The organism is Paenibacillus sp. TCA20, from assembly GCF_000732325.1.
Taxonomy (GTDB): domain Bacteria; phylum Bacillota; class Bacilli; order Paenibacillales; family Paenibacillaceae; genus Paenibacillus; species Paenibacillus urinalis.
The window spans coordinates 1-12,724 of the sequence record NZ_BBIW01000023.1 but is presented as its reverse complement, the minus strand read 5'-3'; the positions used below and the strand labels follow the sequence as shown (position 1 = coordinate 12,724).

General features: G+C 44.7%; 12 protein-coding genes and 1 other RNA gene. All 13 read left to right on the top strand.

Going from position 1 to position 12,724, the window contains the following annotated elements:
* Window positions 1-450: 450 nt before the first annotated feature.
* The 13 genes from rpoE to TCA2_RS24975 all read left to right on the top strand — a co-directional run bounded on the left by rpoE (window position 451) and on the right by TCA2_RS24975 (window position 12,410).
* Window positions 451-993: a DNA-directed RNA polymerase subunit delta gene (rpoE, locus tag TCA2_RS25030; RefSeq protein WP_047914331.1), complete on the top strand. Its 543-nt coding sequence runs from the start codon at window positions 451-453 to the stop codon at window positions 991-993.
* A gap of 333 nt (window positions 994-1,326) precedes the next feature.
* A complete protein-coding gene (locus TCA2_RS25025; RefSeq protein ID WP_047914330.1) occupies window positions 1,327-2,937 on the top strand; it encodes a CTP synthase in 1,611 nt (536 codons plus the stop codon).
* A gap of 206 nt (window positions 2,938-3,143) precedes the next feature.
* A complete protein-coding gene (locus tag TCA2_RS25020; RefSeq protein WP_047914329.1) occupies window positions 3,144-3,524 on the top strand; it encodes a response regulator in 381 nt (126 codons plus the stop codon).
* A gap of 234 nt (window positions 3,525-3,758) precedes the next feature.
* Entirely contained in the window at window positions 3,759-4,613 is an 855-nt protein-coding gene (gene fba / locus TCA2_RS25015) for a class II fructose-1,6-bisphosphate aldolase (protein WP_047914328.1), read from the top strand.
* Window positions 4,614-4,803: 190 nt separating this feature from the next.
* A complete protein-coding gene (locus tag TCA2_RS25010; protein ID WP_047914327.1) occupies window positions 4,804-6,057 on the top strand; it encodes a UDP-N-acetylglucosamine 1-carboxyvinyltransferase in 1,254 nt (417 codons plus the stop codon).
* Between the two features lie 303 nt (window positions 6,058-6,360).
* Window positions 6,361-7,710 (top strand): transcription termination factor Rho, encoded by a 1,350-nt coding sequence (gene rho, locus TCA2_RS25005; protein ID WP_047914326.1) that lies wholly within the window; start codon window positions 6,361-6,363, stop codon window positions 7,708-7,710.
* A gap of 194 nt (window positions 7,711-7,904) precedes the next feature.
* Window positions 7,905-8,102 carry a 50S ribosomal protein L31 gene (gene rpmE, locus TCA2_RS25000; RefSeq protein WP_047914325.1) on the top strand — a complete coding sequence of 66 codons (198 nt, stop codon included), beginning with the start codon at window positions 7,905-7,907 and terminating at the stop codon, window positions 8,100-8,102.
* 153 nt (window positions 8,103-8,255) lie between these two features.
* Window positions 8,256-8,522, top strand: an RNA gene (gene ffs, locus TCA2_RS26825) — signal recognition particle sRNA large type.
* A gap of 297 nt (window positions 8,523-8,819) precedes the next feature.
* On the top strand, window positions 8,820-10,565 hold the full coding sequence (gene dnaX, locus TCA2_RS24995; protein ID WP_047914324.1) for a DNA polymerase III subunit gamma/tau: 1,746 nt from the start codon (window positions 8,820-8,822) through the stop codon (window positions 10,563-10,565).
* Between the two features lie 39 nt (window positions 10,566-10,604).
* A complete protein-coding gene (locus TCA2_RS24990) occupies window positions 10,605-10,916 on the top strand; it encodes a YbaB/EbfC family nucleoid-associated protein (RefSeq protein WP_047914323.1) in 312 nt (103 codons plus the stop codon).
* A 29-nt stretch (window positions 10,917-10,945) separates the two neighbouring features.
* The gene (gene recR / locus TCA2_RS24985; protein ID WP_047914322.1) at window positions 10,946-11,545 is read left to right on the top strand and encodes a recombination mediator RecR; all 600 of its coding nucleotides are present in this window, start codon (window positions 10,946-10,948) and stop codon (window positions 11,543-11,545) included.
* Between the two features lie 335 nt (window positions 11,546-11,880).
* Window positions 11,881-12,147: a DUF2508 family protein gene (locus TCA2_RS24980; RefSeq protein ID WP_047914364.1), complete on the top strand. Its 267-nt coding sequence runs from the start codon at window positions 11,881-11,883 to the stop codon at window positions 12,145-12,147.
* Window positions 12,147-12,410, top strand: coding sequence for a pro-sigmaK processing inhibitor BofA family protein (locus TCA2_RS24975; protein ID WP_047914321.1), 264 nt, complete (start codon window positions 12,147-12,149; stop codon window positions 12,408-12,410). The genes TCA2_RS24980 and TCA2_RS24975 overlap by 1 nt, the downstream gene beginning before the upstream one ends.
* The last annotated feature ends 314 nt before the right edge of the window (window positions 12,411-12,724 follow it).

Sequence of the window (12,724 nt, the reverse complement as noted above, 5' to 3'; positions counted from 1 at the left end):
CAAATAGGCCCGATAAATCGTGTCAAATGGGTTGGAAATTCATAATATACATAGAGAGCTCCATGGCTCTTGCGGGGACCCGTCGAAGGAGTGATCCTTCAGGGCGGATACAGTCAGAAGGCGGGGGAGGGACCCCCGTCTTTTTTAATTTTTGCAGCTAATATAGAAGTGGAAGCGTGATCGAAGAGTTATCGCTGAAGAAGGGATACATATTGCAGAGAACATCGCCTGTGAGTTATATAGATAGAGATTGGAATTTTTCTGCTTGATTTAAATCTCGTTACTTATGCACATAAAACTTGCATTTTGAGGCTAAATAGGTTTTACTTAGGTTTGTTAATGGATATGTTAGTTATAGTTAAAGCGTTATATAGATTGAGCTGGAGCTGAGTATTTAGATCATTCTATAAACCGTTATGCGAATTAATGTGTGAGAGGAAGTGTCCGTTAGTGAGTACCTCACTCAATTTAAAATTGGATCCAGAAAGGATCCGCGAAATGCCGATGGTCGATTTGGCTTTTATGGTGCTTAAAGTTGCCAACACGCCTTATTACTATCGCGACCTGATGAATGAAGTAGCGAAGCTGCGTGGCCTCGGCGACGAAGAGATTAATGATGTCATTGCACAGCTATATACTGAAATTAATATCGACGGCCGGTTTGCTTATGTAGGAACCAATCTGTGGGGACTCAAGCGCTGGTATCCGATCGATAAAGCAGAAGATGCTGTTACGGGTACGAAGCGTCCAAGAATCATCAACGACGACGATGATGAGGATGAAGAGTACATTGAGGAAGAACACGAGGATGAAGATTTCGATCATTCTGGTGATGAGGATGAAGACGACGATCTCTTCGATGATGACTCGGATGATGACGATGATGATGTCGATGATGAGATTATTGGCGATGAAGAGCTCGATGAGGAAGAAGACGCAGAAGACGACGATGATGATGAGTCAGACAACGAAGATGAGGACGAGGAAATCTAGTCCAAAACTGGTTGTATAAAGTCGATGAACATCCTTGACAAAAGCTCATGCAAGCAGGTAAACTATTGCTTGGGCTTATGATTGAGCGATGAATATTACACGTGTTTTATATAAAAAAGTGCCCCGTTTTTTCGGGTGTGCTTTTTTCTTTTTTATAGGGAACTATAGATAGAAATAACATGTACCGCCTTGATCTGTGAGGCGGGATGTTTTTTTTGACAAGCAAATTTTGCTTATTCCCTTTTTAGACGATGATAACCTGAAAAATGGGTTAGGATAACATCATAATGTCGCCTGAATTTTACGGACTTTTATGTAGGAGGGTATTATAAAGTGACAACAAAGTATATTTTCGTGACGGGCGGGGTTGTGTCTTCCCTGGGCAAAGGGATTACAGCTGCATCTCTGGGAAGACTGCTGAAGAACAGAGGGCTTAAGGTGACGATTCAGAAATTTGATCCATATATTAATGTGGATCCAGGAACGATGAGTCCTTACCAGCATGGTGAAGTGTTTGTAACAGATGACGGAGCGGAAACAGACCTTGACCTTGGGCATTATGAGCGTTTTATTGATATAAATCTTTCCAAGAACAGCAATGTGACCACGGGTAAAGTGTACTCTACAGTTATTAGCAAAGAACGCCGCGGAGAATATCTGGGCGGTACGGTTCAGGTTATTCCTCATATTACGAACGAGATCAAAGAACGCGTATTCCGTGCGGGTCGTGAAACGGGGTCTGATGTTGTTATTACGGAGATTGGCGGTACGGTAGGTGATATCGAGAGCTTGCCATATCTTGAAGCGATTCGTCAGATCAAGAGTGATGTAGGCCGGGATAATGTGATGTACATTCACGTTACGTTGATTCCTTACATCAAAGCAGCGGGTGAAGTGAAAACGAAGCCGACGCAGCACAGCGTTAAGGAACTACGCGGAATTGGTATCCAGCCGAATGTGATCGTGTGCCGTACAGAGCAGGAGCTCTCCGCGGATATGAAGGCTAAGCTGGCGCTGTTCTGCGACATTGATCCGCATGCTGTCGTAGAATGCCGTGATGCAAGCACACTGTATGAGGTCCCGTTGAATCTTCGTGATGAAGGCTTGGATGAGATTGTAGTGAATCATTTGAAGCTGACAACGCCTGCACCGGACATGACCGAGTGGGAGGGCCTTGTTGATCGGATCAGCAAGCTGGAGAGAACAGTGGAAATTGCCATTGTTGGTAAATATGTTGCGCTTCACGATGCTTACCTTAGTGTGGTTGAATCGCTGTCTCATGCAGGCTTTGCTGCCAATGCAGAAGTGAAGCTCCGCTGGGTAAATGCGGAAGAGATTACGGATGAGAACGTAGATGAGCTGCTGCACGGAATTGGCGGGATTCTGGTGCCTGGCGGATTTGGCGATCGCGGTATTGAAGGTAAAGTGTCGGCTATTCGCTATGCGCGTGAGAAGAACATTCCGTTCTTCGGCATTTGCTTGGGTATGCAGGTATCTGTCATTGAGTATGCTCGTTCTGTCGTTGGTCTCACAGGTGCTAACAGCTCGGAGATTAACCCTTCTACTGAATATCCGGTTATTGATCTGCTTCCAGAGCAAAAGGATATCGAGGATCTCGGCGGTACGATGCGTCTTGGGCTGTATCCTTGTAAATTGCAGGAAGGCTCTCTTGCAGCTGCCTGCTATCAGGATGAATTGGTCTACGAGAGACATCGCCACCGGTATGAATTTAACAATGAGTACCGTGAAGTGATTGAGAAGGCAGGTCTGCTTATCTCGGGTACGTCTCCAGATGGACGTTTGGTGGAAATCGTTGAGCTTCCAGGACATCCTTGGTTCCTGTCTGTTCAGTTCCATCCGGAATTCATTTCTCGCCCGAACCGTCCGCAGCCATTGTTCCGTGAATTTGTGAAGGCGTCCCTTACACATTCAGAGAACATGTAATAACGAATGGATATAAACCAAAGATCCCGTTTTTCGGGATCTTTTTTTATCATGGTATTGGATGCCGTTCCATTTATATGCAATATAGTTCGAGTAAGCAGGATTTAACTGAGCGAGGTAGAATCTTATATCTAACAACCTAAAAATCGCTGGATTAGGTACAATCATGTGCGGCTTGCGTAGATTGATTTGCGGGAGGTAAGACTTTGAATAACAAAAAAGTACTTATAGTTGATGATCAGAATGGAATTCGTATTTTGCTTATGGAAGTGTTTAGCAGTGAAGGGTATACAACATACCAGGCGGCTAACGGCAAAATTGCACTGGAAATTGTTCAGAAGCATTCCCCTGACCTTGTCCTGCTGGATATGAAGATTCCAGGAATGGATGGTCTGGAAATACTGAAGCATATCAAAGAGATGAACCCTGAAATCAAGGTCATTATGATGACCGCATATGGTGAGCTTGACATGATTAAAGAAGCTACCGAGCTAGGAGCGCTAATGCACTTCACCAAACCTTTTGACATTGATGAGATGCGGATCGCGGTTAATATGCAGCTTGGCGGGGTAAAGAACGAAATATAGGATGTATAGGGTCCTGTCTTAACGGGCAGGATTTTTTGTAGCCTTTTTGTAAATGACATCACTTTGCCAGTGCCCTGCCTTCTGCTAGAATTCGAAATGGCAGGACGTCTGCACAGCTTATTTTATTTTTCAAACCCTTGTTTAGTATTTAACATCGGATGTGGTATAATAATGGCTGTATGTGATGTCGGCTAATAACCATAGACAAACAAAGACACTAGGAGGATTTAAACCATGCCATTAGTATCAATGACAGACATGTTAAACAAAGCGCTTAAAGGTCAATATGCAGTTGGTCAATTCAACATCAACAACCTTGAGTGGACTCAAGCTATTCTTGCTGCAGCAGAAGAAGAGAAATCTCCAGTCATTCTTGGAGTATCCGAAGGCGCAGCTCGTCACATGGGCGGCTTCTACACTGTAGTAAAAATGGTTGAAGGCCTCATCCACGATATGAAAATTACCGTGCCTGTAGCCATCCATCTTGATCATGGTTCCAGCTTTGATAAATGTAAAGAAGCAATTGATGCAGGCTTCACTTCCGTTATGATCGACGGTTCCCACCATGCAATCGACGAGAATATCGAAATCACTAAAAAAGTGGTTGAGTATGCACATTCCAAAGGCGTTTCCGTTGAAGCTGAAGTTGGTATCGTAGGCGGACAAGAGGATGATGTTGTCGGTGAAGTAATGTACGCTAAGCTTGACGACTGTGTTCGTATCGTTAACGAAACAGGTATTGATACACTTGCTCCAGCTCTTGGTTCTGTTCATGGTCCTTACAAAGGCGAGCCTAACCTTGGTTTTGCAGAAATGGAAGAGATTCGTAACGCGACGACACTTCCACTTGTTCTTCATGGCGGTACAGGTATCCCGACTCATGACATCAAGAAAGCAATCTCTCTGGGTACTTCCAAGATCAACGTGAATACAGAGAACCAAATCTCGTTCACGAAGACTGTTCGTGAAGTGCTTGCAGCTAAACCAAATGAATACGATCCACGTAAATATATCGTTCCAGGTCGTGACGCGATCAAAGCAACAGTTATCGGCAAAATCCGTGAGTTTGGTTCCAGCAACCAAGCGTAAGTTCTTTGACATACAATTCAATTGAATAGATGAAATGGGAATCACACCGCTTAGTCGGTGTTTTTCCATTTCATAATCAGTATTTTCTTAAAAGTTTAATGTATTAAAATGATAATAATCCGCAGTGTCGCAATGCCATAAGAATTATTCAATTCGGCTAGAAGTGATTTCTAGGAGGACCTCTTACCTTATGGAAAAATTAATGATCAGTGGTGGAAGGCCACTCCAAGGCACGGTTACCATTAGCGGAGCTAAGAACAGTGCCATAGCGCTCATTCCGGCGGCAATCCTTGCCGAGTCGGAAGTTATTCTTGATAATCTACCTTTACTCAGTGATGTTGCTGTTTATTCCGAAATTCTAGAGGAGCTTGGAGCTACGGTATCTTGGGATGGAAATTCGATGAAGATTGACCCTTCTCATATTATTTCACTGCCTATGCCTAACGGACCGGTGAAGAAGCTTCGCGCGTCTTATTATATGATGGGTGCTTTGCTAGGGCGCTTCAAAGAAGCGACCATAGGACTGCCAGGGGGCTGCAACTTTGAACCTCGACCTATTGATCAGCATATCAAGGGTTTTGAAGCTCTGGGAGCAACGGTGACGAATGAGCATGGTGCGATCCATCTTCATGCCAAAGAGCTTAAGGGCGCCAAAATTTATCTCGATGTTGTCAGTGTAGGAGCAACCATAAACATTATGCTGGCAGCGACAAGAGCCAAGGGCTCTACAATTATTGAAAATGCGGCCAAAGAGCCTGAGATTATAGATGTAGCAACACTTTTGAATTCCATGGGAGCATCGATTAAAGGTGCAGGAACCGAAACGATTCGTATCGAGGGCAAATCGGAGCTTCATGGCTGCCGGCATTCCATTATTCCTGATCGTATTCAAGCAGGTACATATATGATTGCAGCTGCTGCAACTCGTGGCAATGTACTCATTGATAATGTCATCCCTAAGCATTTAGAGGCGTTGACAGCTAAGCTGATTGAAATGGGTGTTGGTATTGAGGAGCTTGATGAGAGCATTCGAGTGATCGGCAAACCAAGCTATGAACATGTCGATGTCAAAGCATTGGTATATCCGGGCTTTGCCACCGACCTGCAGTCTCCAATGACCAGCTTGCTGACCCAGGCACAAGGAGTGAGTGTACTAAGCGATTTTGTGTATAGCAACCGCTTTAAGCATGTGCCTGAACTTATCCGAATGGGTGCTAAGATTCGGGTAGAAGGAAGATCGGCGATTATCGAGGGACATTCGCTGAATGCGGCCAAGGTAAAGGCGGCCGACCTGCGAGCAGGCGCAGCTCTTGTCATCGCTGGATTAACGGTGGAAGAAGGGGTCACTGAGGTTGGCGGTGTAGAGTTTATTGATCGTGGATACGACAACTTAGTCACCAATCTGCGTGAGCTGGGTGCCGATGTTTGGCGTCAAACACTGTAGAGAAGTCATTGTTTTATATTCGAAGAGATAAACATATTCAAGAATAGTTCTTTTTATCCGATCTATATTTTATATGAATATCTCTTCGAAAAATGGGTAAACCTATTCTAATACTGATTTCTTGCATAACAATGGCAATCATACCGCCAATAATCTGCATATTTGCATTCAGACAGGTAAATTCCGTACAATGGATGCTAAGCAGTGTTATTGAAGATAATCATTACTTAGTTTGCACACATACGACTGGACCGTCAGTCTTCCCATTTTTACGGACTTATTAATTGAATAGGTGGTTATTGCATGGATCTACAAATTTCCGATCTGGAAGAAATGAAGCTGACTGACTTATACAAGTTAGCGAAGAAGTACCAGATCCCTTATTACGGCCAGCTGAAGAAGAAAGAACTGATCTTTGCTATTCTTCGAGCACAGGCAGAACAAAGCGGCCTTATGTTCATGGAAGGCGTACTTGAAATCCTCCCAGAGGGTTATGGTTTTCTCCGCCCCATCAACTATTTGCCGAGCAAAGAAGATATTTATATATCTTCCTCACAAATTCGTAAGTTTGATTTAAGGACTGGGGATCTCGTATCCGGCAAGTGCCGTACTCCTAAAGAGAATGAAAGATATTTCGGACTGCTTCAGGTTAATGCCGTTAATGGACAAAGCCCTGAGATGGCAGCTGAAAGACTCCATTTTCCAGCCTTAACTCCTCTATACCCACAGAAAAAGCTAGTACTTGAAACATCCCCAACGCATTTATCAACCCGTATTATGGATGTGCTTGCTCCCGTAGGATTGGGACAGCGCGGACTCATTGTTGCACCTCCCAAGGCGGGCAAGACACTCCTTCTGAAAGAGATAGCAAATAGCATTTCAACCAACAATCCGGAGATTGAATTGTTTGTACTGCTGATTGACGAACGTCCTGAGGAAGTGACGGATATGCAGCGTTCTGTTAAAGGGGAAGTTGTTGCCTCAACATTTGATGAGCTTCCGGAAAATCACATTAAAGTAGCTGAGCTTGTTCTTGAGCGTGCGCTTCGTCTAGTGGAGGCGAAGAAGGATGTTGTTATTTTGCTGGACAGCATTACGCGTCTTGCGCGTGCATATAACCTGGTAATTCCGCCATCTGGCCGGACACTCAGCGGTGGTATTGACCCGGCTGCATTTCATCGTCCGAAGCGTTTCTTCGGCTCGGCTCGGAATGTGGAAGAGGGAGGCAGCTTAACGATTCTAGCTACTGCACTTATTGACACGGGCTCACGTATGGATGACATCATATACGAGGAGTTCAAGGGAACAGGTAATATGGAATTGCATCTGGATCGCAAGCTTGCTGAACGCCGGATCTTCCCGGCAATCGATATTCGCCGTTCCGGTACACGTCGTGAGGAAGTACTGCTTACGAAGGATGAGCTGGATGCGATATGGGCTGTGCGTAAGAATATGAATGAAAGTCATGACTTTGTGGAAGGCTTCCTTAAGAAGCTGCGCAATACCAAGACGAATGCGGAGTTCCTGGCTTCGCTCGATATGGCAGGTAATACGGGTCAGACACAATCCGGCAGCTCTTCTGGTTCGGGCACAAGCTCTGCGCCTGCAAGACGAACGAATAGAACTTCGGCGGCATCCGCTACGACAACCTAATCACAGCACGTAGTGAATAGGTATCCAATGTGTAAAAAAGCAGACTTTTTGAATAAAACAAGCCTTCTCATTTCTGCAAATACCATTTATTTGCATAGGCATTGCGTAGAGCAGAAGAGCGTGTTATAATCAACTTTGTGTTCTTAATAACTCTGGGTCCATTAGCCGGCTCAGGGCAAGAAGAGGTGAAAGTCATGAATGAAGCGATTCAACCAAAATATCACGTAACTACAGCGACTTGCGCATGTGGTAACACGTTCGAAACGGGTTCTATTAAAGAATCTCTGCGTGTAGAGGTATGCTCTGCATGTCACCCGTTCTTCACTGGTAAACAGAAATTCTTGGATGCTGGTGGCCGTGTTGATAGATTTAAGAAAAAATACGGAATGTAATTTATATGAAGCTGACGAGCTTGCGTCAGCTTCATTTGTTTTTGACCTTCTGCCGGAGTGGCAGAAGGTTTTATTTTTTTGCAGGACGGGTGGAGCTGGAAAGTGTTGCAGTCCGGTTGCATTTTAATACTGCATGCGATATACTTATTTTCACCGTGCTAGATGGGGAGGTAGCGGTGCCCTGTAACTCGCAATCCGCTATAGCGAGGTTGAATTCCTGTTAGAGGTTTTGTCGATGTGAGGCTGGTCCCTGCATGCAATGTTGACGGTTGGGTCCTCCGCAATGAGTACTTGTGAATCTGGTCAGGTCCGGAAGGAAGCAGCCATAAGCAAGATCACTCTTGTGCCGGAGGGTGGCCTAACCCGAGTTGTTATGCAGGGGTGCCGCTTGGATCGCAATTATCAATAACAGGTGCACGGTTCTTATCTAAATAAATAGATGGTATGACAGATATCTTTGCATTAGGAATGCAAAGATTTTTTTGTATTTATGAGAGGTTTTTAGTGAATTTAAATGCAATAATTCATGGTTATATCTAAATAGAAATAGCTCAATTCAACTGGGTATTTCTTTTGACCTCACAATATTGAATACAAGTAATAAATAATAATGAAAATACGGCTCATGTACTTTTAAAGTTTTGATTCAAGAGGGAATATAGTATAATGAAGCCACAAACAAAGGTCATGAGACATGTGGAAAGAGGGTAAAGCACAGTGGAACATATTGCGTTGTACCGTGCTTGGCGGCCTCAGTCGTTTCAAGACATGGTTGGGCAACAGCATATCATTCAGACTTTGCAGAATGCCATACGTGAAGAGCGGATTTCGCATGCGTATCTGTTTAGTGGTCCGCGTGGAACAGGGAAGACAAGCGCTGCCAAGATACTTGCGAAGGCTGTCAACTGTGAACGGGGTCCTCAGGTAGAGCCTTGCAACGAGTGTGAAGCATGTCGGCGTATAACGTCGGGTTCGGTAATGGATGTCCAGGAGATTGATGCTGCATCCAATCGAGGGGTAGAGGAGATTCGTGATTTACGCGAAAAAGTGAAGTATGCTCCTACCGAGGTCCGTCATAAAGTGTACATCATTGATGAAGTACACATGCTGACGACAGAAGCGTTTAACGCCTTGCTGAAGACACTGGAAGAACCGCCGCCGCACGTGATGTTTATACTCGCAACAACAGAGCCGCATCGGCTTCCTGCTACGATTATTTCTCGCTGTCAGCGTTTTGATTTTCGCAGGGTATCCCTGGAAGAGCAGACAGGACGGCTTGCAGCGATTTGTAAAGAAGAAGGTATTACAGCAGAAGATGAGGCTCTTCAATATATTGCGCGTTTGTCTGATGGGGGGATGCGGGATGCGCTGAGCATTCTTGATCAAGTCTCTTCCTTTACAGGAGGACATGTCTCCTATCAGCAGACATTGGATATGACAGGTGGACTTCCATCAGAGAAGTTTGGCAAGCTGGCTGGATTCCTTCTGAAAGGAGACGTGGGCGAGGTCCTGCAGACGGTTGAAGAATTTATGCAGGAAGGCAAGAGCGCGGATAAGAGTATGGAGAACCTTCTATATTATTTCCGTGATCTGCTTCTGATCAAGATGGTGCCGAATGCAGATCGGATGACGGATCGGGTCCTTGATCCTGCGTCATTTAAGCCGATTGCAGATGCCTTTTCCAAAGAGCAGTTGTTTTACGTAATTGATACGCTCAATCGATATCAAAGTGAAATGAAATATGCGGCTCAGCCCCAAACCTTGTTCGAAGTCGCATTGCTCAAATTGTGCAGTCTTCCTCAGGGCGGTACTGCTGCAATAGCTTCCGAGGGGCAAGGATCCAGCGTCGACTCCTCTGAGATCGCCGCGATGAAACGTCAAATTGCTGAGCTTGAGAAGAAGCTGGAGAAGGCGATGAAGAGTGGCGGCGTAGGAGCTGCGAGTGGAGCTCAGGGCGCAGGTGGCGGTACTGCTCGCTCAAATCAGCGAACAGCTGCGCCAAGAATATCAGGGCCTGCCAAGCTGCCTCCTAACATGGAGCAATATGTTGCCCAGAGAGGCGGCAAGGAATTCACCGATATTGCGAGCAAATGGGGGCAGATCCTTCAGCGCGTCAAGGAAGAGAAAGTAACGGTACATGCCTGGTTTGTTGATGGAGAACCTGTTTCTGCCTTAGAAGATGCTGTGCTTGTCGCCTTTAAGAACAGTATTCACCGAGAAACAACAGAGAAGCCGGCGAATAGGGAAGTAATTGAAGGTGTGCTAGAGCAGCAGCTGGGCAGACCGTTAAGACTGGTGACGATGCTTCAGCGGGATTGGTTAACTGCAATTGAAGGTACGCAGGAGACGAAGAAGGAAGAGGAGTTCAAGCTGGAGCCTGAGCAGGAAGGGAACCAGAAGGAGCCTTGGATTGATGAGGCGATCGAGCTTTTTGGCGAGAATTTGGTTATCATTAAAGAATAAGCGTGTATAACATTATATTAATTTAAGGAGATGACACAGATGAACAATATGAATCAAATGATGAAGCAGGTCAAAAAAATGCAGGAGCAAATGCTCAAGGCTCAAGAGGAGCTTGGCACGAAGACTGTAGAAGGTTCTTCTGGCGGCGGTGTCGTAACAGCTGAAGTGAATGGCCACAAGAAACTGATCTCAATTACAATCAAGCCTGAAGCAGTAGATCCTGAAGATGTTGAAATGCTGCAAGACCTTGTTATGACTGCAGTGAACGATGCAATGAGCAAAGCTGATGAACTGGCTAACCAGGACATGGGCAAATTTACGAACGGCATGAAAATCCCAGGCTTGTTCTAATTTGAGCCAATAGAAGGAGAATTCTTAACTTGTATTATCCGGAACCGATTGCGAAGCTTATAGATGCTTTCACACGTCTGCCCGGCATCGGTCCCAAAACGGCCGCTCGCCTTGCCTTCCATGTACTGAACATGAAAGAAGATGATGTGATTGATTTTGCCAAAGCGCTGGTAAGTGTGAAACGGAATCTTCACTATTGTTCGGTGTGCTGTAACATTACGGATACAGATCCGTGTCGCATTTGTCAGGATAAGACGAGGGATACATCCGTGATCTGTGTTGTGCAGGATCCTAAAGATCTCGTAGCTATGGAACGAACCAAAGAATTCAATGGTTATTATCATGTTCTGCAGGGTGCGATATCTCCTATGGAAGGGATTGGCCCAGATGATATCCGGCTGAAGGAGCTGCTTACTCGTTTGAGTGATGAGCGGGTGAAGGAGCTTATACTGGCGACAAATCCGAACATTGAAGGAGAAGCAACGGCAATGTATATCTCAAGACTGGTTAAACCGTTTGAGATCGTTGTGAGCCGGATTGCGCACGGTCTGCCTGTAGGCGGGGATCTTGAATATGCAGATGAAGTAACGTTATCTAAGGCGCTGGAAGGCCGCCGGCAATTGCACTAGATCATTTTATAAGCGAAATGTACAAATGTAAGAAGCTCTGAGTCTATCAGGGCTTCTTTTTTGTATGTTCTAAGTTTGTCCCTCTCGCGATATGTATGAAATAACGCAGTAAGTTCACTATGGACCGCTGAAGAATCAGAAGGCAGAAGATTTACTGTGCTCACGGCTCGGCTGTGCTTGTGCTTTTGTCGCAAGGCCTTTGAAATACCTGTTTATATAAACAGCTGTTTCAAAAGGTTTTTTCTGGATTCAAAGAGGTTAAGAGTTAATTTCTCGGGAGGGGATGCATAATGGTGGCAGGTTGGATTAAAGCAATTGGTGCAAAGGATAGCAAAATGGTATTACAAGAGAAGCGGATAGGTACAGAAATTTTGGAAGACATACGGACGGCACATGAAGAATGGATGCAGGCGCACCATATGTTCGAGGAGGCACAAGGGCAGGATCAGATCGATTATGCGATTTTTACACTTGAGGCTGCAGAGAGAAAGTATCAGATGCACTTAAAAAGAGCGAAGCAGGCCGGTTTGAATGGAAAAGGTCATTATGCTGTTAAAGAGATGAATGCTATAAGTCTTACCAAAGAAGCGGGAGGGCTATAATGAAAATTATTCTATGGGGAGTGCTTAGTGTATCCTTGCTGCTGATCCTCGTCATTCTATTCAGAAGGAAAATCGGTTTTAAATGGATCAGTTCCTTTGGTATTCATTTAGTGCTCGCAGCTCTAGGAATATATGTCGTTAACTACTCCGGATTAATTGGAGAGGTGAGCATTCCGATAAACCCTGCAACCATAGGCACAGTTACAGTGCTTGGACTGCCGGGAGTGGCCTTGCTTTACGGTTTAAAAATCTCTTTATTTTAGTGTTGACTTTAATTGAAGATATGTGGTATATTATATCTCGGCCCTTTTAAGAGCTAACTAAATTAATTTAATTCGAGAGCATATCACACGAAAAAATAATTTAAAAAAACTCTTGACGACAAGGTGCTGAACATGATATATTATAAAGGTCGCTGAAACAAAGCGATTGAACAAAAAAGTAAACTTGATCTTTGAAAACTGAACAACGAGTGAGTAGCATTTTCGAAGAAAATGCTTAGCGAGATCATTTGGTACGTGTCGTAAGACCGTATGAATGGTTGAGCAAAATAAAGAGAACATTACGTTCTCGTCAG

Coding starts and splice junctions, on each gene's coding strand:
- fba (WP_047914328.1), top strand. CDS start 3,759: ATGCCATTAGTATCAATGACAGACATGTTAAACAAAGCGCTTAAAGGT.
- TCA2_RS25010 (WP_047914327.1), top strand. CDS start 4,804: ATGGAAAAATTAATGATCAGTGGTGGAAGGCCACTCCAAGGCACGGTT.
- rho (WP_047914326.1), top strand. CDS start 6,361: ATGGATCTACAAATTTCCGATCTGGAAGAAATGAAGCTGACTGACTTA.
- rpmE (WP_047914325.1), top strand. CDS start 7,905: ATGAATGAAGCGATTCAACCAAAATATCACGTAACTACAGCGACTTGC.
- TCA2_RS24990 (WP_047914323.1), top strand. CDS start 10,605: ATGAACAATATGAATCAAATGATGAAGCAGGTCAAAAAAATGCAGGAG.
- TCA2_RS24980 (WP_047914364.1), top strand. CDS start 11,881: ATGGTATTACAAGAGAAGCGGATAGGTACAGAAATTTTGGAAGACATA.
- TCA2_RS24975 (WP_047914321.1), top strand. CDS start 12,147: ATGAAAATTATTCTATGGGGAGTGCTTAGTGTATCCTTGCTGCTGATC.